20 protein-coding genes are annotated in these 26,734 nt (G+C 74.9%); 6 read left to right on the top strand and 14 right to left on the bottom strand.

Annotation, left to right across the window (positions count from 1 at the left end; all coding sequences use genetic code 11):
* Positions 1 to 57: 57 nt before the first annotated feature.
* Positions 58 to 3,321 (bottom strand): DUF4132 domain-containing protein, encoded by a 3,264-nt coding sequence (locus GNZ18_RS08005; RefSeq protein WP_156215522.1) that lies wholly within the window; start codon positions 3,319 to 3,321, stop codon positions 58 to 60.
* Between the two features lie 107 nt (positions 3,322 to 3,428).
* Here GNZ18_RS08005 and GNZ18_RS08000 point away from each other — a divergent pair, with 107 nt between their 5' ends.
* On the top strand, positions 3,429 to 4,559 hold the full coding sequence (locus GNZ18_RS08000; RefSeq protein WP_216651195.1) for a cystathionine gamma-lyase: 1,131 nt from the start codon (positions 3,429 to 3,431) through the stop codon (positions 4,557 to 4,559).
* Positions 4,560 to 4,868: 309 nt separating this feature from the next.
* Here the strand turns inward: GNZ18_RS08000 and GNZ18_RS07995 are convergent, their stop codons facing one another.
* The 9 genes from GNZ18_RS07995 to GNZ18_RS07955 form a co-directional block, all read right to left on the bottom strand.
* Positions 4,869 to 5,096 carry a hypothetical protein gene (locus tag GNZ18_RS07995; RefSeq protein WP_156215521.1) on the bottom strand — a complete coding sequence of 76 codons (228 nt, stop codon included), beginning with the start codon at positions 5,094 to 5,096 and terminating at the stop codon, positions 4,869 to 4,871.
* Positions 5,093 to 5,308 carry a hypothetical protein gene (locus tag GNZ18_RS07990; RefSeq protein WP_156215520.1) on the bottom strand — a complete coding sequence of 72 codons (216 nt, stop codon included), beginning with the start codon at positions 5,306 to 5,308 and terminating at the stop codon, positions 5,093 to 5,095. Before GNZ18_RS07990 ends, GNZ18_RS07995 begins: the two co-directional genes overlap by 4 nt.
* Before the next feature lie 249 nt (positions 5,309 to 5,557).
* On the bottom strand, positions 5,558 to 5,785 hold the full coding sequence (locus GNZ18_RS07985; protein ID WP_156215519.1) for a hypothetical protein: 228 nt from the start codon (positions 5,783 to 5,785) through the stop codon (positions 5,558 to 5,560).
* Positions 5,782 to 5,955, bottom strand: coding sequence for a hypothetical protein (locus tag GNZ18_RS07980; protein ID WP_156215518.1), 174 nt, complete (start codon positions 5,953 to 5,955; stop codon positions 5,782 to 5,784). Before GNZ18_RS07980 ends, GNZ18_RS07985 begins: the two co-directional genes overlap by 4 nt.
* Positions 5,956 to 6,202: 247 nt before the next feature.
* Positions 6,203 to 6,904: a DUF4132 domain-containing protein gene (locus tag GNZ18_RS07975; protein ID WP_216651204.1), complete on the bottom strand. Its 702-nt coding sequence runs from the start codon at positions 6,902 to 6,904 to the stop codon at positions 6,203 to 6,205.
* On the bottom strand, positions 6,885 to 8,111 hold the full coding sequence (locus tag GNZ18_RS07970) for a hypothetical protein (RefSeq protein WP_156215517.1): 1,227 nt from the start codon (positions 8,109 to 8,111) through the stop codon (positions 6,885 to 6,887). Before GNZ18_RS07970 ends, GNZ18_RS07975 begins: the two co-directional genes overlap by 20 nt.
* Positions 8,108 to 11,437 (bottom strand): DUF4132 domain-containing protein, encoded by a 3,330-nt coding sequence (locus GNZ18_RS07965; protein WP_156215516.1) that lies wholly within the window; start codon positions 11,435 to 11,437, stop codon positions 8,108 to 8,110. The genes GNZ18_RS07970 and GNZ18_RS07965 overlap by 4 nt, the downstream gene beginning before the upstream one ends.
* A gap of 47 nt (positions 11,438 to 11,484) precedes the next feature.
* The gene (locus tag GNZ18_RS07960) at positions 11,485 to 12,870 is read right to left on the bottom strand and encodes an FAD-dependent oxidoreductase (RefSeq protein WP_156215515.1); all 1,386 of its coding nucleotides are present in this window, start codon (positions 12,868 to 12,870) and stop codon (positions 11,485 to 11,487) included.
* A 30-nt stretch (positions 12,871 to 12,900) separates the two neighbouring features.
* Positions 12,901 to 14,022, bottom strand: a complete 1,122-nt coding sequence (locus GNZ18_RS07955; protein WP_312874368.1) for an amidohydrolase family protein — start codon at positions 14,020 to 14,022, stop codon at positions 12,901 to 12,903.
* Positions 14,023 to 14,174: 152 nt separating this feature from the next.
* Here GNZ18_RS07955 and GNZ18_RS07950 point away from each other — a divergent pair, with 152 nt between their 5' ends.
* Positions 14,175 to 15,614: a type I glutamate--ammonia ligase gene (locus GNZ18_RS07950; RefSeq protein ID WP_216651194.1), complete on the top strand. Its 1,440-nt coding sequence runs from the start codon at positions 14,175 to 14,177 to the stop codon at positions 15,612 to 15,614.
* Positions 15,615 to 15,627: 13 nt separating this feature from the next.
* Here GNZ18_RS07950 and GNZ18_RS07945 read toward each other — a convergent pair whose 3' ends face one another.
* Complete coding sequence (locus GNZ18_RS07945; RefSeq protein WP_216651193.1) at positions 15,628 to 15,768, bottom strand: hypothetical protein; 141 nt, start codon at positions 15,766 to 15,768, stop codon at positions 15,628 to 15,630.
* Between the two features lie 155 nt (positions 15,769 to 15,923).
* Between GNZ18_RS07945 and GNZ18_RS41110 the strand changes: the two genes are divergently transcribed.
* Entirely contained in the window at positions 15,924 to 16,439 is a 516-nt protein-coding gene (locus GNZ18_RS41110) for a CGNR zinc finger domain-containing protein (RefSeq protein ID WP_173390679.1), read from the top strand.
* A gap of 115 nt (positions 16,440 to 16,554) precedes the next feature.
* Complete coding sequence (locus tag GNZ18_RS07935) at positions 16,555 to 17,865, top strand: FUSC family protein (RefSeq protein WP_156215512.1); 1,311 nt, start codon at positions 16,555 to 16,557, stop codon at positions 17,863 to 17,865.
* Positions 17,866 to 17,957: 92 nt separating this feature from the next.
* On the opposite strand, the gene GNZ18_RS07930 is transcribed toward GNZ18_RS07935, so the two are convergent.
* Positions 17,958 to 19,415: an LVIVD repeat-containing protein gene (locus GNZ18_RS07930; RefSeq protein ID WP_156215511.1), complete on the bottom strand. Its 1,458-nt coding sequence runs from the start codon at positions 19,413 to 19,415 to the stop codon at positions 17,958 to 17,960.
* A 219-nt stretch (positions 19,416 to 19,634) separates the two neighbouring features.
* On the opposite strand from GNZ18_RS07930, the gene GNZ18_RS07925 reads away from it, so the two are divergent.
* Positions 19,635 to 21,164, top strand: coding sequence for a peptide ABC transporter substrate-binding protein (locus tag GNZ18_RS07925; RefSeq protein WP_156215510.1), 1,530 nt, complete (start codon positions 19,635 to 19,637; stop codon positions 21,162 to 21,164).
* 17 nt (positions 21,165 to 21,181) lie between these two features.
* On the opposite strand, the gene recD2 is transcribed toward GNZ18_RS07925, so the two are convergent.
* Positions 21,182 to 23,371: an SF1B family DNA helicase RecD2 gene (gene recD2, locus GNZ18_RS07920; protein ID WP_312874374.1), complete on the bottom strand. Its 2,190-nt coding sequence runs from the start codon at positions 23,369 to 23,371 to the stop codon at positions 21,182 to 21,184.
* A gap of 189 nt (positions 23,372 to 23,560) precedes the next feature.
* Between recD2 and GNZ18_RS07915 the strand changes: the two genes are divergently transcribed.
* Positions 23,561 to 25,699 (top strand): M28 family peptidase, encoded by a 2,139-nt coding sequence (locus tag GNZ18_RS07915; protein WP_156215508.1) that lies wholly within the window; start codon positions 23,561 to 23,563, stop codon positions 25,697 to 25,699.
* Here GNZ18_RS07915 and mtnA read toward each other — a convergent pair.
* The gene (mtnA, locus tag GNZ18_RS07910) at positions 25,689 to 26,726 is read right to left on the bottom strand and encodes an S-methyl-5-thioribose-1-phosphate isomerase (protein WP_156215507.1); all 1,038 of its coding nucleotides are present in this window, start codon (positions 26,724 to 26,726) and stop codon (positions 25,689 to 25,691) included. The genes GNZ18_RS07915 and mtnA overlap by 11 nt on opposite strands.
* Positions 26,727 to 26,734 lie beyond the last annotated feature (8 nt).

Here is a 26,734-nt window from a genome sequence, read left to right as displayed (position 1 = left end):
CTGGTGCTGCGGGAGGGTCGGTGCGGTCAGCGTATTGAGGGCCACCGACATCTCCCACTACGGGACGGCGACCTCGGCGAGGCCGGTCAGCTCGGTGAGCGCCTCCGAGGCGGTGACCGGGTCCAGCTCGGCGAGGCGCGGCAGCGCGTCCAGCCGCTCCTGCCGGTAGGAGGGGTAGTCGCCGGGCTGCTCGTCGAGCCACACCCGCTTGAGGAGCTGGTGGTCGCCGGTCGCGCCGAACTCCATCGCGGACAGCCCGGGATGCAGCTCGATGACGAGGTGCCTTCCGCCGTCCACCGGCCGCGAGATCCACATCTCGTTGCCGCCGCCCTGTGGCTCGCCGCGCTCCCAGCCGAACCGGACCAGCCCGGCCACCGACCCGACCGGCACCTTCAGGCCCTCGAACCGCTCCAGCCGCGCGCCGCCCCGCTCCCGCTCGGTGAGGGCGTGGACGGGCCGTCCGAGCTGCCGGAACGGCTGGAGGATCGCGTAGTCCGCGAAGACCTCAGACCATGCCGCCACGTCGAGGTACAGCGGATGCGCGACGCCGACGCGCGCCGACGGCGCGAGCGTGAACGCGTCGTCGGCGACGTCGGCGAAGGTGCCGTCCTCGGCGATCCGGAACGCGTCCTTCTCGTCGGACAGCCAGACCAGGCGGCGCGCGAGGTGCCGGACGAGCGGGTGCCCGGCGATGAACTTCTGGAACTCGGCGCCTGTCCAGCGGCGTCCCGTCACCATGGCGCGTTCGAGCCGCATCACCTGCGCGGCCGCCACGGTTCTGACGTCCTTCTTGAGCGCGGCGAACGCCGCGTGCGCGGCGGGCGCGAGGTCGGGGTCGTCCTTCGCGCCGGGCTTGGGCAGCGATTTGCGGGGCTTGCCGTCCTCGTCCGCGACGACCGGCCGGAGCCGTTCGTCGAAGCCGACGACGAACCGGCGCGGCCCGTAGTCGAGGGTCATCGACCCGGCGGCGTCCAGGCCGAAGGTCGGGACGAGCCGGTCGGCGAGCTGCTCGGTGCCGAGCCCGAGCCGGTCCGCGACCTCGCGGATCCGCACCTGCGCCTCGCCCTTCAGCCCCTTGAACTTGATCTTCTGCGCGATGCCGTGCAGGTGCATGAGCGCCACGTCCGACCCGATCTCGGCGAGCACGCCGAGGCCGGTGACCGCGTTCTTGTGGCCGCCCTCGCCCGGCCAGGCCCGCACGATCGGCGTGAGGCGGCGGACGGTCTCGTCGTCGCCGCTGCGCCCGAGCTGGACCAGCGCCCAGGTGTCCTTGGACGGGGCGCCCGCGTCCCGCCACTTCCGGAACAGCGCACGCCCGAACTCGGCGACGGACGCGCGGTCGAGGTCGCGCGTCGCCTCCGCGTCATACCGGACGGGCATCGCGAGCAGCTCGACCAGACGGCGCGTCGCGTCCGCCGGGAGGGCCAGCTCGCGGCCGCGCAGCAGGACCTGCGGGAGCGCGGCCGGGTCCATCCAGTCACCGATCTTCGGCGGTGTGACGAGCCCGGTCTCCGCCGGATGCGCCGCCAGCAGCGCCCCGACCGCCTCGGCGGCCTCGTCGCCGTGGGCGTCCTTCGCGGCGGCCACGACGTCGCCGTCCAGGTGGCGCAGCGCGTGCTCGGCGGCGCGGCGCGGGCCCGCCGCCTCGCCGAGCGCGGCCGGGACCAGGAACGCGACGGTGTCCAGCCCGTGGCGGCCGAACCACTCCCGGGCGATGTGCGCGGTCTTGGCGCGGCGGGCCAGCAGGTCGCCCATCAGCAGCGCCACCTCGACGTCCAGGCACGGCATCAGCAGCGCGGCGCGCTCGGAGCCGCCCTCGGACATCCGCAGCAGCATCGGGAGCGCGTCCAGCCCGTACCGGGCGAGGAGGAGGCGCGACCAGTCGTCGGTGTCCCACCAGCTCCGGCCCGCCCAGCCCGGGAGGAGCGGCCGGACGACGTCCTCGGGACCGTGCACCATCAGCGCCACCGACTCCTGCGGGCGGGTGCGGCCCGCGCGGTGCTCGGCGGCGAGCGCGTCCCAGTCGGGGTCCTTCGGCGGTTCGACCGAGGTCACGTCCGAGGCGAGCCACTCGTCTCGTTCGCCCTCGGCCCAGGCCGTCCGCCCGGCGGGCGGCTCCAGCCCGGCGACGAGCGGACGGCTCGGACGCGTCCACGGCGGGTCAGCGAGGATCATCGGCACCGCGTCCCCCGCGGCCTCCGGAACCCGGACCAGCGACGCCGCGACCTTCTCCAGGACGGCGCGCGTCCCGTCCGGGAGCCCGGGGAGCGCCGCCGCGACCGTGTCGCCGTGGGCCCGCATGTGGTCGGTGAGCAGCGCCGCCGCGTCCGACGACGGGGACGCGGCGAGGAGCCGCGCCGCCCGCACCGGGAACCGGCCGGACGCCGCGAGCAGCGCCGCGCGGGCGCGCCTGTCCCCGGCCCGCTCCAGCAACGCCTGGAACGCGTCGTCCGTGGGCAGCGCGGCGATCGCCTCGAAGAGGACCTTGTCCTCCTGGGCGCCGCGACCGGCGCTGCGGACCAGCACGGGCAGGACGTCCGCGCCGAAGGTCTCCAGCATCGTCGCGAGCACCCAGGGGGAGGCGTCGGTCCAGCCGAACGCCATCTGCGGCCGGGAGACCTGCGCGACGTCGGAGGCCGCGCAGAGCCACAGCCAGCGGTAACCGCGGGCCAGCGTGTGGGGCTTCGTCAGGCACTCCTCCAGCCAGTCGCGCCGTTCGGGCACCAGGTAGGACACGACCCACCGCGCGACCGGCGCGGTCCGCAGGGCGGCCAGCCGCTCGACCGCGTCGGCGTGGTCGCGGTCCCCGGCCGACGCGAGCAGGCATCGGACGCGCCGGATCGTCTCCGCCTCCGCCCCTCCGAACCACTTGCGGTAGCCGGCGCCGATCCACTTGCCCTTCCACGGGCCGCCCGGAACAGGCTTCGCGATCATCTGTTCGAGTTCGACGACCGCGCACGCGGCGAACCCCGGCCCGTGCGCGACCGCCCACGCGTCGACGAACGTCCGCTGCACCACGACCGGCCCCGGGGAATCGACCGCCGCGGTGGTGACGGTCGCGAGCGCCGCCGCGCCCGCCGGGTCGGGGTCGCCGTCCAGGTGCCGGCGCGCGGCCTCGGCGAGCGCCGCGTCCCCCGCGTTGCCGGTCAGGAGCGACTCGACCGCGGCCTCCACCTTCCCGACCAGCTTCTCGGCCGCGCGCACCGCCGCCGGGCCCGGCGTGACCTCGGGGCCGGGCGTCCCGCCGCGCCGAGGATGCAGGTACCGCCGCCACGCGTCCGGAATCGTCAGGACATCCTCGCCGAAAAGCCGATCTGTCATGCCGCCCGAGATTAGAGGACGCCTGCGACACTCGCCGCCGATGCCCGATTCGTCCGCATCCGGGCAGGTGAGAGGATGGACAACGGCTTCGGACGAAGGGGACGCACGTGACACTGGGGGATGGAACGCTGGCGGTCGGCGCGGGACGGCCCGCCCCGGAGAAGGGCGCCCCGCCGCTGCCGGGGCCGGTGTTCGCGGCGTACTACCACCTGCCCGGCGAGCCCACGGGCCCCTACACCTACGGGCGCGACGAGAACCCGACGTGGACGCTGCTGGAGGCCGCGATCGGCGAGTTGGAGGGCGGCGCCGAGGTGACGTCGTTCTCGTCCGGGATGGCGGCGGTCGCGGCGGTGGTGCTGTCGCAGACGCGGGCGGGCGACGTGGTCGTGCTGCCCGACGACTCCTACATGCAGACCCGGTCGCTGCGGGAGCGTCTGGAGTCCTACGGCGCGCAGGTCCGGACGGGCCCGACGGCCGGTGACGCGCAACTCCGCCTGCTGGACGGGGCGCGCCTGGTCTGGCTGGAGACCCCGTCCAACCCGAACCTGGACACCTGCGACATCCACCGCATCGCCGACGCGGCCCACGCCCAGGGCGCGCTCGTCGCCGTCGACAACACCCTAGCGACCCCGCTCGGCCAGCGCCCGCTGGACCTCGGCGCGGACTTCTCGGTGGCCAGCGACACCAAGGCCATGACCGGGCACGGCGACCTCCTCCTCGGCCACGTGGCGACCCGCGACCCGAAGCTCGCGGCGGACGTGCGCCTGTGGCGCAAGACGGTCGGCGCGATCCCCGGCCCCATGGAGGCATGGCTCGCGCACCGCTCGCTGGCGACCCTGCCCCTCCGCCTCGACCGCCAGGCCGAGAACGCGCTCGCCCTCGCGCGGGCGCTGCGGCACCGCCCCGAGGTCGCGGACCTGCGCTACCCGGGCCTGCCCGACGACCCCGCACATGACACGGCCGCCCGCCAGATGCGCCACTTCGGCGGCGTCGTGTCGTTCACGCTCCCCGACGAGCCGTTCGCCGAGCGCTTCCTCTCATCGCTGCGCCTGGTCACGCAGGCCACCAGCTTCGGCAGCGTGCACAGCTCGGCCGAACGCAGGGCCCGCTGGGGCGGCGACACGGTGGCCCCCGGCTTCATCCGCTTCTCCACCGGCATAGAGGACACCGAGGACCTCCTAGCCGACATCCACCAAGCCCTGACCAAAGCCGGTCAGGCCGGTGAGGTCGGCCAGTAACTCCAAGGTGGTGACGGGGCCAGGGCGTCGAACGGGGGCGAGTCTTCGCCGCAATGCTCATGATCCCGTTTTCGGGAGGTGACCACGTGGACGAGAGCACATCACAGCGCCCCGTCCCGGCCGGTTTCGGCGAGGCTGGGTATCGCTCTGTGGTCGGAGGTGGTCGGTGTCTTCGACTTGAAGGTCGCCGAGCCGGACGTTGGAGCAGGTGTGCCGGACGGCGGACGAGGTCGAGCGGATTTCCGCCCAGCTCCGCGACGAGCCGCTCGTCGTGCCCGGGTCCATGGGCCCACGCCCCGGTCGTGGGAGCTATTGCCCGGCCGGCACGCGTTCGACGATCTCCCGCCACGGCTCGGGCTTGCCGGGCCGTACCCACAGTTCCCGCACGCGGCCCCGGGTGCTCACCCGCCACCAGCCCTCGTCCTCGCCGGGATGGAAGGTCGCGAGCGTGCGGCCGGTCGGCCGATGGACGGCGACGTACACGACCTCGTCGCCGTACACGTCGATGCGCTCCTGATCGTCCTTGACGGGGCTCACCTCATCCGCCAATCAGACGCGCGGGGCGTGTCCGCCTCCCGGCTCTCGCGCCGGAGCCCCTCCGGTGTGTCGGCGTCCACCGACCCGGCCCTGCCCTCTTCGCCGCGGCCGAGCGGTCCGCGCGTGGCCCACCACCGGCCCGCACTGCTGTAGATGATGCTCCATCCCGGAAACTCGGCCTTGAGCTGGGCTTTGTCGTCATCGTTGAGCATGGCGCCACCTCCACGGGTGAGTGAGCGCGGCGGCACCGTCGCGGGGGAAGGCAGTGCCGCCGCGCCGTCGAAGGGCCGCCCGCCCGGAGATCCCGGCCTCCGGGCGGGCGGCGGGCACGGACCTCGGGGGCGACGGGTCCGTGCCGGTGGTGCGGCCACGTCCACGGCGATCCCTGCGCCGGACCTCCAGCCGCACATTCGGGTGGGCGCGGCGGCCGGTGCCGCGCGCAATGGAACGCCGCGCCCACGTCATCGGGCCGGCCTCGGGGGCCGGTTCCCTGTCGCGCCCCGGAGCTGCCGGCGCAGATCCTCAGCGGACCAGGTGGTGAAGCCGCCTCGCTCGTCCATACGCTCTCGGACGAGCCCGCGCGTCGCCCACCAGCGCACGCGCCCGGCGGGCCGGGTGTAGACGATCGTCCAGCCGGGGAACTCCGCGCTAAGCTCCGCCCGCTGCTCGTCGAGAGTCGACGCGGTCATCGGGACTCCCGACCGGGCCCGATACCAAACGCCGACGCGACCTGGTCGGCCGCCCACTCAGGGTCGGCCGCGAGCTTCTCGCCCTTGTCCGGCCCGAACGACCACACGAAGGTCCCCGCGTCCTCGGCCCAGCGGACCCGGCGCGTGTCCTCGCCGCGCCGGACACGCACGTGGTTCCCCGGCCCCTGGGGCCTGCACTCCAGCCCGTCCGACGAAGGCTCGGGGAGGTACTCACAGCACCCGCCGAGCTGCGGATACCGGGCTGTCACCCTGCCTCTGACCCCCGGCCTCCTCCGGACGAGCGGAGTGGGCCACCGGCAAGGCCGACATGACGACGGCTGCCAGGTCACCACGCACCTGGCGACCGACGTCTGCCGCGACCCGGCCAAGGCCGCGGATCTCGCCTCGTGCCGGGCCTCAACCTGTCAGGGCGGAGAGGTCGGCCAGCAGTTCTGACGTGGTGACGGGATCCAGGGTGCCGAAGGGGAGGCGGGTCCGCGTGGCCGAGAGCAGGTGGACGTGGACGACGCGCTGGGTGGGTGAGGTGTCGAACTGTCCCGGCAGGAAGCCCGGAGCGAGGGTCAGGACGATCCGGCGGCCGTCGCCCGCGTCGCGGACGAGCGTGTCCGCCACCCCTGTGTCGTCGTAAGAGCCCCGGTCCCAGCCGCGCCGGGTGAGGGCCAGGACCGCGACGATTGGGACGGTCAAGCCCTCGAAGGCGGGCAGGCGGTCCGCCGCGCGCTCCTGCGGGGTCAGGGTGTGGACGGCGCGCGCCAGCTGCAGGAACGGCTGGAGGATCGCGTAGTCGGCGAACAGCTCCGACCAGGTCTCCGGCCCGTCCAGCAGCAGCGGGTGGGCCACGCAGACCAGCGCCGTGGGCGGCGGCGTGAAGTCGCCGTCGGACGCGTCGGCGAGCCCGCGATCCTCGGCGATCCGGAACGGCGTCACCTCGCCCTCGTGCTCGGCCGCCCACACCAGGCGGTGCGCGATGTGCCACACCAACGGGTGGTCTGCGAAGTGGGCGCGGAACTCCCGCAGCGGCCAGCGCTCCCCGGCGACCATCGCGGCCTCCAGCCGGTGGACGCGCTCGGCCGCGACCCTACGGGCGTCCTTGCGCAGGGCGGCGAAGCGGGCGCGGGCCGTAGTCGAGGACCAGGGTGCCGGACGGGTCGAGCCCGAAGTCCGGGACGAAGCGGTCGGTGAGCCGCTCTGGGGTGGTGCCCGCCGAACGCGCGGCCTCGCGGAGGGTCTCCCCGGCGCGTTCGCGTACGAGCTTGTACCGGGCCGAGCGGGAGATCGCGGCGATGTGCGGCAGCGCGCGGTCGCCGAAGGCGGCGAGCGTCTCCAGGCCCACGGCGGCGCGCGCGAAGCCCGGCCATCCCGGGCACGCCCGCACCCACGCGGCGAGACGGCGGACGGTCTCGTCGTCGCCGACCCGGGCGAGGACGGGCAGCGCCCAGTTGTGGGGGCTCGGCGCCCCCGCGTCCCGCCAGCGGACGAACAGCTCCCAGCCGAGTCCGGCGACGTCGGCGGGGTCGCAGCGCCGCAGGGCGGCGTCGAGCCGGGCGGCCGAGCCGGGGTGGTCACCCGGCCGCTTCGTCATCGCGAGCAGCAGGACCAGCGCGCGGACCTCCTCCGGCGGCAGCTCTCCCCCGGCGCGCAGGCGGACGTGCGGGAGCGTGGCCGGGTCGGCCCAGGCGGGGTAGGGCGGCGGGCACGGCGCCGGTTCGGACGGCCCGTCCGAGAGGAGGCGGGCGACCCCCTCAGCGTCGCGGGCGGCCTCGATCACCGGGCCAGGACCGGCGGACGCGGCGACGCGGCACAGCGCGTGCTCGGCGTCGCGGCGGACGCCCGGCGCCTCGTCCAGGGCCGGGACGAGGAAGGGCACGGCGGCGAGCCCGTGCCGCCGGAACCAGGCGCCGGTCAGCTCCCGCGCCGTCGGGGCCCGCCGCGCCAAGCGGGCCATGAGGCGCGCCACATCGGCGCTGAGGAACGGCAGCAGGATCTCCCCGTTCTCGCGCCAGTTCCACTCGGCGGCGTGGACGGCCATGTCCCAGGCGTCGAGGCCGAAGCGGGCGACGAGGGGCTTGAGCGAATCGGTCAGGTCCCAGAACTCCGGACGCCACGCCCGGACGCGGGCGCGGACGGCCTCCTCGGGGGCCTGGGCGAACAGCCACGCCAACTCGAACTCGTGCTGGTCCTCTCCTTCCTCCAGCATGCGGAGGGACTGTGCGAGAGTGCGGTCGTTGTGGAGGTTCCGGAGCGGGGTGGCCGCCCAGGCGTCGCGCTCGCCCGGCTCCCAGGCGAGGGTGCGGTCGGCGGTCATTCGGTCAAGGCGGTGAGGTCGGCCAGGAGTTCGGAGGCGATGACCGGGTCCAGGTCGCCGAAGCGGTGGGGTCCCCGGGACCCCCAGTCGGGGCGGTCGGCCAGGCGGACGGCGGTGAGCGTCTGTTCGGCCTCCGCCTCGACGGCGCCGGCGATGATGCCCGGGGTCAGATCGATGACCGCGTACCGGTCGCGGGACAGGCGGCGGGAGATCCAGCACTCGACGCCCGCGTCCTGCGGGACGCCGCGTTCCCAGCCGCGCCGGGTGAGCGCGAGGATGCGGCCGACCGGGAGGGTGAGCTTCTCGAAGCGGGCCAGGTGGCCGCCGCCCTCCTCCGCCGGGGTGAGGGTGTGGACGGCGCGTCCGAGCTGCGGGAACGGCTGGAGGATCGCGTAGTCGGCGAACACCTCCGACCAGGTGGCGACCGATTCGCCCAGGTCGATGGGGTGGGCGACGCGGATCTCGCAGGAGGCGGGCAGCTCGACGGTGTCGTCGTCGATGTCCGCGTAGGTGCCGTCCTCGGCGACGCGGAACGCGCGCGTCCCGGCGGCGTCGTCGGCGAGCCAGACCAGGCGGCGGACGAGGTGCCCCACCAGCGGGTGCGCGACCAGCAGGTCGTGGAACTCGGCGGCGGGCCAGCGGCGGCGGGCGACCATCGCGTCCTCCAGGCGGCGGAGCTGCCCGGAGGCGACGGTGCGGGCGTCCTTCTTGAGGGCGGCGAACGCCTTGTGAGCGGCGGGCGCAAGGTCGGGGTCGTCCTTGGCACCGGGCTTGGGGAGGGTCTTGCGGCGCTCGCCGTTCTCGGTGACGAACGGCTTGAGGCTCTCGTCGAAGGCGACCCGGAAGCGGCGCGGCCCGTAGTCGAGCGTCACGCCGCCGCCGGCGTCGAGCCCGAGGTCGGGGACGAGGCGGTCGGCGAGCTGGTCGGGGGTCAGCTCCAGCCCGGCGGCCACCTCCTCGATCTTCTCGGCGGCGCGGGCCCGCAGCGCCTTGAACCGCACCCGCTGGGAGATCGCGTGCAGGTGCATGAGGGCGGTGTCGGTGCCGATCGCGGCGAGGACGTCCAGCCCGGTCACGGCCCGGGCGTGCCCGCCATCGCCCGGCCAGGCGCGGATCATCGGGGCGAGGCGGCGGACGGTCTCGTCGTCGCCGGTCAGACCGAGCTGCGTCAGCGCCCACCCGTCCTTCGAGGGCGCGCCGTGCGCCTCCCAGCGCCCGAACACCGCCCATCCGAACTCGGCGAGCGAGGCGGGGTCGCACAGGTCGCGGACGGCGGCGACACCGGCGTACTCCTCGCCGGGCCGGGACAGCGCCAGCATCGTCAGGACGTGCCGTGCCGCCGCCCCGGGCAGCGCGCGTTCACTGTCGCGCAGGAGGAGTTGCGGCAGGAGCCGGACGTCGGCCCAGTCGCCGATCACGGGGACCTTCGCGGGCAGGATGTCGAGCGGGTCGGCCGACAGCAGCGCCGCGATCGCGCCGACCGCCGCGTCACCGTGGACGCGGGCGGCCTCGACGATCCCCTCGGCGCCGTGCTCGGCGGCGATGAACCGCAGCGCCCCCTCGGCGGCGCGGCGCTCGGTGCCGGACGGGCCGAGCGCGCCGGGCAGCAGGGCGGGCGCGGCGGCGAGGCCGTGGCGGCGGAACCAGGCGCGCGCCGTCTCGCCCGCGCGTTTGCGCCGCAGCAGCCAGTCGGCCATCGTGCGGGCGACATCGTCGCTGAGGTAGGGCATCAGGGCGTGGCCGGCGGCAGCCGGGGCACGGCGTGCGGCGAAGAGCACGGGTTCGAGCGCGTCCAACTCGAAGCGGGCGACGACCGCCGGCTCCCAGTCGCCCACCGCGAAGACGTCGGACGGCTCCCATCTCGCCAGCAGCGGGCGCACCAGGTCCTCAGGAGCCCCCAGGAACATGGCCGGATGCAGGTGTTCAGGCAGGTCGTCTTTCTCGAACCGCGCCGCCTGCTCCGCCCACGCGGGCTGTTCCATCCAGCGCCACAGATCGCGGACGTCGGTCGTCCAGTCGTCGCGTTCTCCCGGCTCCCAGACGATGGCACGCAGGGCGGGCAGGGGCAGGCCCTTGATGACGGGGGGCCTGGCCTTCTTGCGCGCACGCGTCCACGGCGGGTCGGTGAGCAGCGGCGGCAGGTCGTCCGCCTCGGGCAGCCGGACGTTGCGCGCGCGGTTCGCATCGACCGCCGCGCGGGACTCCTCCGGCAGGCCGGGGAGCATCGCGTCCGCGAGTTCCGGGTGCGCGAGCAGGTGGGCCGACAGCATCTCGTCGACCTCGGGGGTACCGGCCGACGCGGCGAGCAGCCGCAGCGCTCGCGCGGGATACCGGTTCGCGGCGCCGATCGCGGCGGCCTGGACGTAGCGGCGGCCGAGCCGGTCGACGAGGGCCTGGAACGCGGCGTCCACCGGCAGCCGTGCCAGGGTGTCCAGCAGCAGCCGCGCGGTGTCGGCGCCGAGGTACCGCTCGTCGGCGGCCTCGGTCACCAGCGCGGCGAGCGCGTCCGGGCCGACGCCCTCCAGCAGCGTCGCGATGACGTCCCGGCGGCGGCTGCCCCACTCCAGCGTCAGGCCGCCGACGTCGTCCGGGTCGCCGAGCGCGCACAGCAGCATCCAGGGGTGCCACTCCCGGTCGCCGTACGAGCCGACGGGGCTCGGGAGCGCGCGGGCCTCGGCCAGCCAGTCCCGCCGCGTCGGCATCAGGTAGGACGCGATCACCTGCTGGGCCGGGGTCCGGCGGTGCCGCGCGACCGCCTCGGCGGCCTCGGCGTAGACGTCGTCGCCGGCGGCCGCCAGAAGGGCGCGCAGACGGCGAACGCCGGCCGGGGCCGTCCACCAGCGGCGGTCGTCGCCGGAGCCCCGTTCCCGGACACCGCTCCAGTCCCACCGGGTGGTACCCGTCCGGGGGTCGAAGGCGGCCGACCGGTAGTCGATGACCACCTCGCTCAGCTCCAGGTAGGCGCACACGGCGAACGCAAGCCCGTGCTCGGCCGTCCACGCGTCCCGGAACGGCTCGGACGCCCAGAGTTCGGGCGTGATGCGCACGGTCAGCGTGAGCGACGCGACGACCGCCGCGCCGAGCGGGCTGGGCGAACCGGCCAGGTGCGCGCGGGCGTGCTCGGCCAGCAGCGGCGTCGTCCCCGGCAGTGCGAGGACGTGCTCGATCTCGGGCAGCGCGGCGTCCACCAGCGCCCGCGCCCGGCCCACCGCTTCGGCGTCGGGACGGACGTCGGGAACGCCCGGACGGTCGCGGCGCGGATGCCGCTCGCGCAGCCATGCTTCCGGGAAGTCCGGGGCGTCCTCGTCGACCGCAGGAGGGTTCATGGCGCCACACCCTAGAAACGGCCACCGACAAACCACGGATCAGCAGGTCAGGGCGCGGAGCGCAGGTCCTCCTCGACGCGCTCGGCGGCCTTGCGCGCGGCGATCAGCACCGGGTCCCAGGTGGGCGAGAACGGCGGCGCGTACCCGAGGTCCAGGCCGGTCATCTCCTCGACCGTCATGCCGTGCCACAGCGCGATGGCCAGGCCGTCGACGCGCTTGGCGGCGCCCTCCCGGCCCACGATCTGCGCGCCGAGCAGCCGTCCGGAGCGGCGCTCGGCGACCAGCTTGGTCCGCATCTCGGTCGCGCCCGGGTAGTAGCCCGCGCGGGTGGTGGACGCGACGACGACGCTGAGCGCCTCGAACCCCGCCGCCTCGGCCTCGCGCTCGTTCAGCCCGGTGCGCGCGACCTCGTACTCGCAGATCTTGGCGACGGCCGTGCCCACCACGCCCGGGAACGTCGCGTACCCGCCGCCGATGTTGATCCCGGCGACGCGGCCCTGCTTGTTCGCGTGCGTGCCGAGCGCGATCGCGACGGGCGCGCCGGACACCAGGTGGCGGTTCTCGACGCAGTCGCCCGCCGCCCACACCCGCTCGGTGCGGGTGCGCATCCGCCGGTCGGTGACGATGCCGCCGGTCGGGCCGGTCTCGATCCCCGCCGCGCGCGCCAGGTCGCTGCCCGGCCGCACGCCCAGCCCGAGGACGACCAGGTCGGCGGGCAGCGCGCGGTCCGCCGTGCGGACGGCCGTCACCCGCCCGTCCTCGGTGTCGAAGCCCTCGACGGGCTCGCCCAGGCGCAGCTTGACGCCCACCCCGCGCAGCGCGTCGGCGACGAGCGCTCCCATGTCGGGGTCGAGGGTGCCCATGGGCTGGTCCGCCGCGTCCACGAGGGACACCTCCAGGCCGCGCCGCACCAGCGCCTCGGCCATCTCCAGCCCGATGTAGCCGCCGCCGACGACCACGGCCCGGCGCGGCTTGTCGCGCTCCACCACGCGGCGGACGCGGATCCCGTCGTCCAGCACCTGGATGCCGTGCACGCCCTCCGCGTCGGCGCCGGGCAGGCGCGGGCGCGCGGGGACGGCCCCGGTCGCGACCATCAGCTGGTCGTAGTGCTCCCAGCGCTCGGCGCCGCCCTCCAGGTCGCGGACGCGCACCCGGCCGCCGGACAGGTCGATCTCGGTCGCCTCGGTGCGCGTCCGCAGGTCGATGCCGCGCTCGCGGTGCTCCTCCGGCGTGCGGGCGATAAGGCTCGACTCGTCCTCGACGTCGCCGCCGACGAGGTAGGGGATGCCGCACGCCGAGTACGAGGCGTGCCGCCCGCGCTCGACGACGCCGATCTCCAGCTCGTCCGGGCCGCGGCGGCGCCGCGCCTGCGAGGCGGCGCTCATCCCCGCCGCGTCGCCCCCGATGACCAGCAGCCGCTCGCGTCCTGCCATGTCGCCGCTCCTCCCGTGATCATCACGAGCCTATCCGGGGGCGGGGAGCCCGTAGACGCGGCGGGCGTTGCCGGACGCGACGAGCGCGGCGACGCGGTCGGCGTCGGCCGCCGTCCACGCGCCGTCCCGCACCCCCTCCTCCATGATCCCGGCGAGGCCGCGCCGGAACAGCACCGCGCCGAGGTGGTACAGCTCCGCGAGGCCGAACGCGTCGGAGGAGTACAGCACCTTCCCGAACGGGGCCAGCTCCAGCAGTTCGGCGAGCAGCGCCGGGGCGCGGTGCCCGAGGTTGTGGGTGGCGAGCCCGGCGTCCACGTACACGTTCGGGAGGACCTGCGCGAGATAGCCCGCCCGCCGGTGGAAGGGGTAGTTGTGCAGCAGCATCGCGGGGGTCCCGGCGTCCGCCAGCGCGCGCAGCAGGTCCAGGAGCAGCAGCGGGTCGCCGCGCCGCAGGTCGGCGTCGACGTCGCCGAGCCCGACGTGGAACTGCACCGGCAGGCCCGCGTCGGACGCGCACCACACCAGGAACCGGTGCAGCACCTCGTCGTGCACGCGCGGCGCGTCCTGGCGCATCAGCCGCCCGGCCGCCTCCGCCACCCGCGCGGCCGACGGCCGCTCGCCCGCCATCTCCAGCCCCGCCCGGTAGGCGGCGATCGACTTGGCGCCGACCACCGACGGGCCGCGCGCCGCGAGCCGGGAGCGGACCTCGTCGGCGAAGCGCGCCGCGTCGACGCCGTCCGCCGCGACCCGCTCCGCGACCGTCTCCAGCCGGACGATCTCGTACGCGGGGGCGCCGGCGAGCCGTCCGAGGCCGGGCGGGTCGAGGATCGCCTCCGGCGTGTACCCGGTGTCCACGCACAGCGACTCCAGCCCGGCGGCGGCCAGGAACCGGCGGTTGACCTCGGCCGCGCCCAGCTCGGCGCGGCGCGCGAGATAGTCGTCCGGCGCGGCGTGCGCGTCCAGGTCCAGGACGGGCGGGCACCAGCGCCGCAGCGCGAAGCCGATCTGCGAGTCGAACGGGCTCACGCCCGGCGGCCCGCCGGTCTCGGCCTCGGTGAGCAGCGCCTCGAACCCCGCGCGGTCGAGCTCGCGGTCGAGGACGCCGTGGCAGTGGTGGTCGGCCAGTCGCGGCGACTCCGGCCATTGGAGCACGACACCCGCCTCCGTCCCTGAAATCGAGCGGTCGTTGTTCCTACGATGCCCCTACGGGCAAGTGCCGGGGGGCGTGGGGGGTCGCTCCCCACGATGACTCGGCCGCGCCCGTATGGTCCCGCCCCTCGCCGACTCCTCAGGAGAGCCTCATCGTGGAAGACTCCGGACACTCCGCAGCCCCGCTCGGCGCGCTCGACGGGGACGAGCGGGCCAGGCTCGGCGCCCGCGCCGCCGAGGCCGCCCGCCGCCTCGCCGGGCAGGACGTCGTCGCCGTCGCCCTGACCTGGGTGGACGTCAGCGGGATCACGCGGACCAAGACCGTCCCGGTGGCGCGGCTGGAGCACGCGGCCGCCTGGGGTGTCGGCATGTCGCCGGTGTTCGACGTCTTCCTGCTGGACGACTCGATCGTGTCCGGCCGCCACATCGGCGGGCCGACCGGCGACCTGCGGCTCCACCCCGACCTGGACCGGCTCGTCCCGCTGGCCGCGCTGCCGGGCTGGGCGCACGCGCCCGCCTCCCGGTACGCGCAGGACGGCTCCGTCCATCCGCTCGACACCCGCGCGCTGCTGCGCCGCGAGACCGAGCGGCTGGCCGAGGACGGGTGGGGCGTCCGGACGGCGTTCGAGATCGAGTGGGCGGTGTCGGAGAGCCACGGCGACGGCTTCTCCCCCGCCAGCCACGGCCCCGCGTACGGGATGACGCGGATCAGCGAGCTGTCGGGCTACCTGCGCGACCTGCTGAAGGCGCTGGACGCGACGGGCGTCCGCGTCGACCAGCTCCACCCCGAGTACGCGGCCGGGCAGTACGAGGTGTCGGTGGCCGCCGAGGACCCGGTCGGCGCCGCCGACACCGCGGTGCTGGTCAGGGAGACGATCCGGGCCGTGTCGATGGGCCACGGGCTGATCGCCTCGTTCTCCCCCAAGGTCGACGCGGAGGCGGTCGGCAACGGCGCGCACGTCCACCTGAGCCTGTGGCGCCGCGACGGCGGCGAGGACCCGGCCGCCGCGGGCAACGCGATGGCGGGCGGCGCCGGACCGTACGGGCTGACGCCCGCCGGGGAGGCGTTCGGCGCCGGGATCCTGCGGCGGCTGCCCGCGCTGCTCGCGGTGGGCGCGCCGTCGGTGGCGAGCTACCTGCGGCTGGTGCCCTCGCACTGGGCGGGCGCGTTCGCCTGCTGGGGGCTGGAGAACCGGGAGGCGGCGCTGCGGCTGGTCGCCGGCGCCGAGGGCGAGCGGGCGGAGGCGGCGAACCTGGAGGTCAAGTGCTTCGACGGCGCCGCCAACCCCTACCTCGCGCTCGCGGCGCTGCTGGCCGCCGGGCGCGACGGGCTGTCCTCTGGGGCGCGGCTGCCCGAGCCGGTGGACGCCGATCCGGCGTCGCTGTCGGAGGAGGAGCGGGACGAGCGGGGCGTCGCGGCGCTGCCGTCCTCGCTCGGGGAGGCGGTCGCGGCGTTCGAGGCCGACGGGGTGCTGCGCGCGGCGCTCGGCGAGGAGGTGGCCGACACGGTCGCGACCGTCCGGAGGGGCGAGATCGCGCTGCTGGACGGCGCGACGCCGCGGCAGATCGCCGCCGCCACCCGCTGGCGCCACTAGCCCCCGCGCCGGCCTAGGACGGTTCGGAGGAGTCCTCCGGGCGGGCTCCCACGACCGCGCCGGGGCCGAACGACTGGACCCGCACCTGCACCTCCCCGCAGGCGCAGCGCGTGTAACTCACCACGCCCTCCGAGGTCAGGTGGCGCGAGAGCACCTCGTACACCTGGGTCTGGGGCCAGCCACAGCGTGGGCATTCCTCCACCGCGCGTCCTCACGAAACTGTAAGGGTTATAGCTAAGATGTCGTTTACAGCATGGCATGGGAGCGGGAGCCGGGGCAATGCGGATCACTGGGTACAGAAGCCACGGGGTGGCCGCCGCCGTGGCGCTCGTCAACGCGGTGACCAGCGCGGGCGGTGACGCCTCGCAGGAGGCGCTCCAGCGCCTCCTGCGCGAGAACGAGTTCTTCTGGCGGGAGTTCGAGGCGCGCGACGCCGAGGAGTTCCGCCGCTGGGGCGCGACGCTGCGCCCCTTCTTCGAGGCCGCCTCGATCGAGGACGCGATGCGGCTGCTCAACGAGCTGATGCTGGAGGTCCCCATGCATCCGCACCTGGCCGTGCACGAGCCGCACGGGCTGCACATGCACTACGCGCCGCCCTCGTCCCGGCTGCCGCACCGCTTCCGCGCGACGACGCTGATGAACCTCGCCGAGCTGGTCGTCGAGCACGGCCTCAGCCGGACCGGGGTGTGCGCGGCCGACGGCTGCGACCGCGTCTACGCCGACACCTCCCGCGCGGGCCGCCGCCGCTTCTGCTCCGAGACCTGCGCGAACCGGACGAACGTGGCCGCCTTCCGCGCCCGGCACCGCCCCGAACCTGAGTTTTGACCGGTTTTTGCTTTAGGACGGGAAGGATCGGGGACCTGAACCCCATTGGGTGAAATGTCCGGTCGTCCGACCGGGCGCCCCACCACAGTCCACGACCCCACACCCGATTGCCACGATGCCGCTCGCGTTCCTTCGCCGAGACCGTACCGACCGTCCACCGCCGATCCAGGTGGCGACGGAGGCGCTGCCCACCGCCTACCGCATCGCCCGCCTGACCCTCACCGCCGTCGCCGCGTTCGTGCTGGCGCTGGCGCTGCTGCCCGAGGGCGGTCCGCAGCCGCTGCTGGCACCGCTGACCGCGCTCCTCGTCGTCCAGTACTCGGTGTACGAGACGATCAAGTCGAGCGTGCTGCGGGTCGCGTCGGTGACCTCGGGGGTGCTGGTGGCGGTGCTGTTCGCCAGTACCGTCGGGTTCTCCTGGTGGAGCCTCGGGCTCGCGATCGGCGCCGCGCTGGTCATCGGGAACGTGCTCCGGCTCGGCGAGCACATCCTCGAAGTGCCGATCAGCACGATGCTGATCTTCGCGCTGGGCGCGGCGAGCGAGTCGGGCGCGGCCGAGCGGTTCCTGGAGACGCTGATCGGCGCGGCGACCGGGCTCGCGGCGACGCTGCTGGTGCCCTCGGTGCGGGTGCGTCCCGCCGAGGAGGCCGTCCAGTCCATCGCCGAGCGGCTGCGCGAGCTGATCGAGGACATCGCGGGCGGCCTGGACCGCGAGCCGGAGCCCGGCCAGGCCGCGCGCTGGCAGGACCAGGCGGAGCGGCTCGCCCGCGACCTCGCCCGCACCGACCAGGCGCTCGGCGCGGCCGAGGAGAGCGTCCGGCTCAACCCCCGCGCGCGGCGGCTGGTGGACGCGGGCGTCGCGCTGCGCGACGCCGTCGAGACCATGGAGCACTTCACACTGTCGCTGCGCGGGCTGACCCGGTCGCTGGCCGACGACGAGCGGCTCGGCCGGCACGGGCGGCTGCTCACCGACCCGGTGCTGCGCCCCAAGCTCGCCGACGCCCTCGCCGGCATCGCCGAGAGCATCGCCGCCTACGGCCGGCTCGCCCGCTCCGACCTGGACCGCGACGCCCGCCCGTTCAAGGCCGAGCAGGACCTGGAGGTCCGCGTCGACATCGCGCGGGAGCGCCGCGCGCGGCTGACGCGGGAACTGCACGAGCGCGCCGCCTCAGGCGACCCGTGGCCGCTGTACGGGGAGGTCACGATGAACCTCGACCGGCTGCTCGGGCACCTGCGGGTCGAGCGCCGCGCACGCGCCCGCGAGCACTGGCGGCGGCACCGCGACGCGACCCGGCACCTGCCGGAGCGGCCGGTGCAGGTCGTCCGGCAGGCGGGGCACCGGCTGCGCAGGGCCGCCGAGTCGGCGGTGGCCGCCGCCGAGCGCAACGCCCGGGACTCCGACAGCCCCTACCACTACCACCGCTAGCACTCCGCCGGCGGCATCCGCCGACAGCGGGGGCGGGGGGCGGAGACCCGCCCCTGGGGGGTTGGGACGGGCCTCCGCGCGGGTGGGGGGAGTCAGCGGAAGGTCGGCTCCAGGACGTCGATGCCCCGGGTGTTGTCGGCGACGTAGACGTACCTGCCGTGCCAGTACGGCTGCCAGGACGCCGCGTCGGCGGGCCGGTAGTAGGCGATCTGCCGCGGGTTGGTGGGGTCGCGGACGTCCAGGAAGCGAGTGCCCTGCGAGTAGAACGACTGGGCGATCACGCCGTCGCGGACGTCGAAGTAGTGCGCCGAGCAGTCGTCCTGCTTCGGATCGGGGTCGCTGCCCTCCTTGCCCGCGACGCCCCAGGTGGCGACCGTCTGGAGGCGGAACTTCTTCTCCGGCGTGGAACGCCAGCCCTGGCCGTCGTAGGAGCCGCGCAGCGAGGCGATGACGAGCAGGCCGTCGTTGGCGCAGCCCTCGTTGAACGTCTCCTCGGTGACGAACAGCAGCTTCCCGTTGCCCCAGCGGCGCGGGTCGGCGGCCTGGTTCCGGGTGCGGCCGACGGCCCGGTAGCTGTTGTGCATGAACGTGGAGTTCGTCGTGGCCTCGTCGAGCCCGCCGCCCGCGTAGGGGACGGGGTCGACGGCGCTCGCGCGGCGCCACGTGCGCTTCAGCGGGTCGTAGTGGCGGCCGGTGGTGTGGTAGCCGCGGACGCCGCCGCGCCCGGACGCCCACGCGACGCCGTCGGAGTCGACCTGGATGTCGTGGGTGTAGTCGGTCTTGCCGTCGTTGCGCCCGGTATCGATCGGGTCCTTGTGGACGACCGGCTTGGCCGGGTTGCGGACGTCGGTGACCCACACGGGCCGGCCGCCCCAGTCGGCGGGCATCCAGCTCGCCTTGGACGGGCCGCCCGTCCACAGGTACTGGCAGTCGTTGACGCACGTGGTGGTGTGCCCGGCCGGGACCTGCACGTAGGTGATCTGCCGCAGGCTCTCGGGCCGCGAGGCGTCGATGACGTACACGCCGGACTCGCCGGTGGCGGTGGTGCCGCCGAACGCGCGCGGGTCACGGGACAGGTAAATGATCTTGCGCTTGGGGTCGAAGTCGGTGTCCTCGGTCTCCCACATGCCGGGCATGTTGAGCTGCCCGACCAGCTTGGGGACGCGGGGGTCGGCGGTGATGTCGTAGGCCTTGAGCCCGAACTGGCCGGTCGCGTACATCACCGTGCGCTTGTGGCGGCCGTGCCCGTAGTCGATGAACATCAGCGAGATGGCGCCCTTGGCGTCCGGGACGCCGCCGACGCGCCGCACGTTCTTGATCGACTCCGAGCGCTCGGTGGTCGTGGCGCCGGCGCGGTGGTAGTGGCCGGAATGGCCGCCGGAGCCTTCGCTCTGCGCCTCGGCCTTGGCCCCGCTCGGCGGGGCGCCGGGCTCGGGCGGGCATGCCCAGGCGGTGCCGGCCATCAGTGCCAGCGACGCCGCGACGGCGCCACCGCCCTGGGCCAGCCGTCGTGCCCGGCGCGAGCTGCGGGGGTTGTCGCGGGGTGGCATGGGCGCCTCACTTTCGAAACGATCTGCGCAGCGTCAGTGTGACGAGTAGGCGAACCGTGATCAACAGGGCGGTATGTCACGAATTGGCAACAGGAGCGTAAGGGCAGATGATGCCTGTCATGATCGGGGGGCCGGTAGGCCCATGGTCGCTCTTCCGCCGCCGCCCGGCGGTGCCGTACGCTTCCCGGCGTCCCGCCCCCGACCTCCCGGGAGAGGCCGTTGAAGAGCGCCCCGCGCACCGCCGCCCTGGTCACCGGCGCCGTCGTGATGCTGGTGGCGCCGGTCGTGGCGCTCAAGGCGTGGAGCGATCCCGCCGACCCGCGGATCTCGGTCGGCGCGGCGGCGCCCGCGACGCTGCTGCCCGGCGACGTCCGCGACGCGACCGGCCGCATGATCGCGAACGCCGTGTGGACGGGCCTGATGACCTACGACCCGGCCTCGGGCGCGCCCGTCCCGGGCGCCGCCGAGTCGGTGACGAGCGGCGACCGGAAGGTCTGGACGGTGCGGCTGCGCCCCGGCGGCCGGTTCTCCGACGGCACACCGGTCACCTCGCGCTCGTTCACCGACGCCTGGACGGCCGTCCTGCGCGAGAGGTGGGCGGGCGCGCGGCTGTTCACCGACGTCGCGCGGGTGAAGGGCGCCCGCGAGCCGGGCGCGGACGGCGTCGCGGGCCTGAAGGTCAAGGACGACCGGACCTTCGAGGTCACGCTCGACGGCCCGCTGAGCGGGTTCCCGGCGCTGCTCGGCGACCCGGCGTTCCTGCCGCTGCCGGACGGCGTGCTCAGGTCGCGGGACTGGGCGTCCTACGCGCGCCTGCCGGTCGGCAACGGCCCGCTGCGGATCACGGCGCGGACCGGCGCGGAGATCGTGCTGCGGCGCCCGTCCGGCGGCCGCGAGGTCGTGGTCAAGGCGATGCCGGACGCGGCGCGCCAGTACAACGCCGTCCAGGGCGGTGACCTGGACGTCGCGACCGGGGTCCCGCCCGCGCGGCACGAGTCGATGGACACCGACTTCCGCCGCCGGCACCTCGCCGTCCCCGGCCGGAGCATGACCTACCTGGGGTTCCCCGCGCCGGTGGAGCGGCTGGCCTCGCCCACCGTGCGGACGGCGCTGTCGATGGCGATCGACCGCCCGGCGGTGACCGAGGGCGTGCTCGGCCACCAGTACTCCCCCTCCGACTCGCTGGTCGCGCCCGGCATCCTGCCGGGGCACCGCGACGGCCAGTGCCGGCTGTGCCTGCACGACTCGCAGGCCGCGACCGCCGCGCTGAAGGACGCCGGCGGCCTGACCGGGCCGCTGCGGATCTGGTACCAGACGGGCTCGGGCGACGAGGGCTGGGTGAAGGCCGTCGCCGAGCAGCTCCGCAAGGAGCTCGGGCTGGACGCGCGCCCGCAACCCGTCGCCGACCTGCGCAAGGCGGTGGACGACCGCCAGGTCGACGGCCCGTACGCCGTCCACGCCACGGCCGCCTACCCCGCGCCGCTCGCGTCCCTCACGCCGCTGCTGGACGCCGGGACCGGCTACGCCGACGGCTACGCGACCGGCCTGCTCGGCGAGTCGGCGGCGGCCGCGTCCGCCGAGGACGGCGTGATCCCGGCGCGGCTCGCCGAGAGCGCGCTGCTGCGCGACATGCCCGCGATGCCGCTGTGGTCCGCGCACGACCACCTCGTGTGGTCCGAGCGGGTGCGCGGGGTCGCCTCGAACGCCTTCACCGGCCTGCGCCTGGACCGGCTGACCGTCAAGGACTGACCGTCAAGGGCCGATCGTCAAGGGCTGAGGCGGTGGGCGAGGGCGGTGTGGCGGCGTCCCGCGCCCGCCGTGCGGACCGCCGCCGCGAGCGCGCGCGGCGACCCCACCAGCACGACCAGCCTCTTCGCGCGGGTCACGCCGGTGTAGAGGAGGTTGCGGCGCAGCATCGTCCACGCGCCGGTCGTGAGCGGGATGACGACCGCCGGGTACTCGCTGCCCTGCGAGCGGTGGATGGTGATGGCGTAGGCGTGGGTCAGCTCGTCCAGCTCGTCGAAGGCGTAGTCGACGCTCTCGTCCTCGTCGGTGCGGACGGTCAGCGTCTGCTCCTCGGGGGAGACGGCGGTGACGACGCCGACCGTCCCGTTGAACACGCCCGCCTCGCCCTTGTCGTAGTTGTTGCGGAGCTGGGTGACCTTGTCGCCGACCCGGAAGACGCGGCCGCCGTAGCGGCGCTCGGGGCGCGCGTCGTCGTGCGGGGTGAGCGCCTCCTGGAGCAGCGTGTTCAGCGCGCCCGCGCCGGCGGCGCCCCGGTGCATCGGCGCGAGCACCTGGACGTCGCGGCGCGGGTCGAGGCCGAACTTCCGGGGGATGCGGCGGGCGACGACGTCCACGGTCAGCTCGGCGGCCTCCTCCTGCTCGTCGCAGGGGAACAGGAAGAAGTCGTCGTAGCCGCGCGTGTGCGGGTGCTCGCCGGAGTTGACGCGGTGCGCGTTGACGACGATGCCCGACCGCTGCGCCTGCCGGAAGATCCGGGTCAGCCGGACGCGCGGGATCGGCCCGGCCGCGAGCAGGTCGGCCAGCACCTCGCCCGCGCCGACCGAGGGCAGCTGGTCGACGTCGCCGACCAGCAGCAGGTGCGCGCCGCGCGGGATCGCCTTCACCAGCTTGTTCGCGAGGATCAGGTCGACCATCGAGCTCTCGTCGACGACCACGAGGTCGGCGTCGAGCGGGTTGTCCTGGTCGAACTTGGCGTCGCCGCCGGGCTGGAGCTGGAGCAGCCGGTGGACGGTCGCGGCCTCGTGCCCGGTCAGCTCGGCGAGCCGCTTGGCCGCCCGCCCGGTCGGCGCCGCCAGCACGATCCTCGCGCGCTTGGCCGCCGCGAGCTCCACCACCGAGCGGACGGTGAAGCTCTTGCCGCAGCCGGGCCCGCCGGTGAGCACCGCGACCTTGGAGGTGAGCGCGAGCCTGACGGCCTCCTCCTGCTCGGGGGCGAGCGCCTGGCCGGTGCGCTTCTTCAGCCACGGGAGCGCGCGGTCCCAGTCGACGTCCGCGAACGCCTTCAGCCGGTCCTCCGGCGCGTCGAGCAGCTCGCGCAGGCCCCGGGCGAGCGAGCGCTCCGCGCGGTGGAAGGGGACGAGGTAGACGGCGGGGATCGTCGCCGCGTCCTCCCCCGCGCCGGGGATCGGCTCGCGGACGACGCCCTCCTCGCGGGCCAGCTCGTCCAGCGCCGGGACGATCAGCTCGCGCGGCACGCCGAGGATCTTCTCGGCGGAGGTCACCAGGTTGGGCTCGGGCAGGAAGCAGTGCCCGTCGTCGGCGGCCTCCGACAGCGTGTACTGGAGCCCGGCCTTGATCCGCTCGGGGCTGTCGTGCGGGATGCCGACGGCCTGCGCGATCGTGTCGGCCGTCTTGAACCCGATGCCCCACACGTCCGCCGCCAGCCGGTACGGCTCGCGCCGCACGGTGTCGATGGAGCCGTCCCCGTACTTCTTGTAGATCCGCACGGCGAGCGAGGTCGAGACGCCGACGCCCTGGAGGAAGACCATGACCTCCTTGATGGCCTTCTGCTCCTCCCACGCCTCGGCGATGCGCCTGGTCCGCTTCGGGCCGAGCCCGGGGACCTCGACGAGCCGGCCGGGCTCCTCCTCGATGATCCGGAGGATGTCGGTGCCGAAGTGCGCGACCATCCGGTCGGCCATCACCGGCCCGATCCCCTTGATCATGCCGGAGCCGAGGTAGCGGCGGATGCCCTGCACGGTCGCCGGCAGCACGGTCGTGTAGGAGTCGACCTCGAACTGCCGCCCGAACCTCGGGTGCGAGCGCCACCGCCCGGTGAGCCGCAGGCTCTCGCCGACCTGCGCGCCGAGCAGCGCGCCGACGACGGTGAGCAGGTCGGCGCCGGTCCGGTCGGTCGCGACGCGCGCGACCGTGTAGCCGGTGTCCTCGTTGGCGTAGGTGACCCGCTCCAGGACCGCCTCCAGCGTCACCGCTCCGGGCGCCCCCGAAGGCGGGGGGGTCGGCGTGGCGGACGGGGAGGACGAGGGGCTCGGCACGACAATCATGATGGCCGATCCCGCGCGGGCGGTGGCCGGATCCGGCAGTTGATCTAGATCTTCGCCGATCCGCGACGTACGTTCCGGGCGCACCGTCCCCGCGAACATCCGGAGGTAACGCTGGTGTTCCGCTCTCGAACCCCGGCCCTCGCGGCGCTCTGCGCGCCGCTCGTCACATTCGCCGTCACCCTCGCCGGCGCGGTCGTCGCGCCCGCGTCCGCCTCGCCGGGCGGGGCCCCGCCCGGCGGGGACGAGCCGATCGCCGGCTTCACCCAGAAGAACGCCAGATGGGAGCGGCAGTACGAGAAGCTGCTGAGCGGCATCCCGTCCGGGACGCTGGCCCGGGACCTGGACGCCGAGCTGGCGAGCGAGCCCGGGCTCGCGACCACGACCGGCGACTGGCGGCGCGTCCAGCGCATCGTCAAGCGGCTCAAGTCCTACGGGCTGCAACCCGAGGTCAAGACCTACTACGCGTACCTGTCGATGCCCAAACGGGTCAAGGTCGAGATGACCGCGCCGCAGCGCGTCTCGCTACCGGTGAAGGAGAAGGCGCGCCCCTGGCAGAAGCACTTCGAGGACGTCATCCCCGGGCACAACGGCATGTCGCCGTCCGGTGACGTGCGGGGCGAGGTCGTGTACGCCAACTACGGGCGGCCCGAGGACTTCGCGCTGCTCGCCGAGAAGGGCGTCTCGGTCAAGGGCAAGATCGTCCTCGTCCGGTACGGGTCGGTCTTCCGCGGCATCAAGCCGCGCGAGGCCGCCCGGCACGGCGCCAAGGGCGTGCTGATCTACTCCGACCCGGCCGACGACGGGTTCACCCGGGGCAAGGTGTACCCGGAGGGGCCGTGGCGCCCCGCGGACGGCATCCAGCGCGGCAGCGTCGCGCAGATCCAGCTCGCCGCGGGCGACCCGCAGACCCCGGGCTGGCCCGCGGTGAAGGGCGCGCACCGGATCGACCCGGCCGACGCGCCGATGCTGAAGGGCCTCGTCCCGACGATGCCGATCTCCTACGGCGCCGCCGAGCCGCTGTTGAAGGCGCTGACGGGCCCGGAGGTCCCGAAGGAGTGGCAGGGCGGGCTGAAGTTCCCCTACCGGTTCGGGCCTGGAGGAACCCAGGTCCACCTGGATCTGAAGAACACGTTCAGCGTCCGGCCGCTGTGGGACGTGACCGTGCGCATCCCCGGCAGCGAGCGCCCCGACCAGGAGGTCATCCTCGGCGCGCACCATGACGCGTGGACCTACGGCAGCTCCGACAACCTGTCCGGCGCGGAGAACGTGGTCCAGGTCGGGCGGGCGCTCGGCACGCTGCTGAAGCAGGGCTGGCGGCCGAAGCGGACGATCGTCCTCGCCACGTGGGACGGCGAGGAGTACGGGCTGTTCGGCTCCACCGAGTACGCCGAGGAGCGCGCCGGGCGGCTGCGGAACGCCGTCGCCTACGTCAACATGGACGGCGCGGGCGGCTCGAACTTCGGCCCGGCCGCGACGCCCGCGCTGGACGGGTTCGTGGTGGACGCGTCCAAGGAGGTGCGCTGGCCCGGCACCGACGGGACGCTCTACGAGGCGTGGAAGGCGCAGAACAAGGGCAGGACGCCGATCTCCCGGATCGGTGGCGGCTCGGACTTCCAGGCGTTCTTCCAGCGCTACGGCGTGCCCGCGCTGGACCTCGGCGCGTCGTCCACGGGGTCGGGGGGCAACTACCACTGCTCCTGCGACGACTTCTACTGGATGTCGCACTTCGGCGACCCGACGTGGGAGTACCACGCGGCGATGACGCGGCTGGTGGGGATCTCGACGCTGCGGCTGGCCAACGCCGACGTCGTCCCGCTCGGGTACCGCCCGTACGCGACGGAGACCGCGCAGTACCTCGCCGACTTCACCGCCGAGCAGCGCAAGCGGCTCGGCACGGTCGTCGTGGACGTCTCCCGCGACGTCGACCAGGCCAAGGCGTGGGAGCGGGCGGCCGAGGCGTTGCAGGCCCGCGCGGACGCGGCGCTGCGGGCGGGTGACACGGCCGAGTTCCGCCGCCTCAACGCCAAGATCATGCAGGCCGAGCGCGACCTGCTGACCTCGGCGGGGCTGCCCGGACGGCCCTGGTACCGGCACCAGATCTACGCGCCCGGCATCGACACCGGCTACGCCACGCAGCGGCTGCCCGCCCTGTACGACGCGCTGTTCGTCGACAAGGACCCGGCCACGGCGCGGGCCTACGAGCGGCACCTGAACGCGAGCCTGCGCGCCGCGACCCGCACCCTCACCCCCTAGCGGGGCGGGCCGCCCCCGGCGTCCGCCCCGACGACACCTCCAGGACGCCCGTCTCGGTGACCAGCGCGGTCACCAGGCGGGCGGGGGTGACGTCGAAGGCGGGGTTGTGGGCGGCCACGCCGGCCGGGGCGGTGGGCTCGCCGTTCCAGGTCAGCACCTCGGCGGCGGGGCGCTCCTCGATCGGGACGCCCCGCCCGTCGGGCAGCGCGGCGTCGACCGTGCTCCACGGCGCCGCGACGACCAGCGGCGCGCCCGCCGCCGCGCAGGCCAGCGCCACCCCGAGTGAGCCGATCTTGTTGGCGGTGTCGCCGTTGGCGGCGATCCGGTCGGCGCCGATGACCGCGAGGTCGGCGAGGCCCCGCAGCAGCGTGCTCGGCGCGGCGCCGTCGGGCTGGACCGCGCACGGGATGCCCGCCCGCGCCAGCTCCCACGCGGTCAGCCGGGAGCCCTGGAGGAGCGGGCGCGTCTCGTCCACGTAGACCATCTCGACGCGGCCCCGGGCGTGCAGTTCGCGGACGACGCCGAGCGCCGTCCCCCAGCCCGCCGTCGCGAGCGCGCCCGCGTTGCAGTGGGTGAGCACGCGCAGCGGCCGGTCGCCGAGGCGGCGCAGGATCCAGTCGGCGCCGAGCGCGCCGATCGCCCGGTTGCCGCGCACGTCCTCGTCCAGGAGCGCCTGGGCCTCGGCCGCGACGGTCTCGGCGCCCGCGCCCATGAGCGGGCGGACGCGGTCGACGCCCGCCGCGAGGTTCACCGCCGTGGGGCGGGCCTCCCGCACCCGGGCGACCGCCTCCTCCAGCGCGGCCGCGTCCCAGCCCTCGCGGGCGGCCTCGCGCAGGGCGATCGCCACCCCGAACGCGCCCGCGACGCCGAGCGCGGGCGCGCCGCGCACCACGAGCCGCCGGATCGCGTCCACGAGCGTCCCGACGTCGCGGACCACGACGTACTCCACCCGGCCGGGCAGGACGGTCTGGTCCAGCAGCCGCAGCCCGTCGCCCGTCCACTCCACCGCCGGCGGCTCGGTCTCCATGCCGGGTC

It is taken from the genome of Actinomadura litoris (genome assembly GCF_009733595.1).
GTDB lineage: Bacteria > Actinomycetota > Actinomycetes > Streptosporangiales > Streptosporangiaceae > Spirillospora > Spirillospora litoris.
This window is presented reverse-complemented; position numbering and strand designations above follow the sequence as displayed.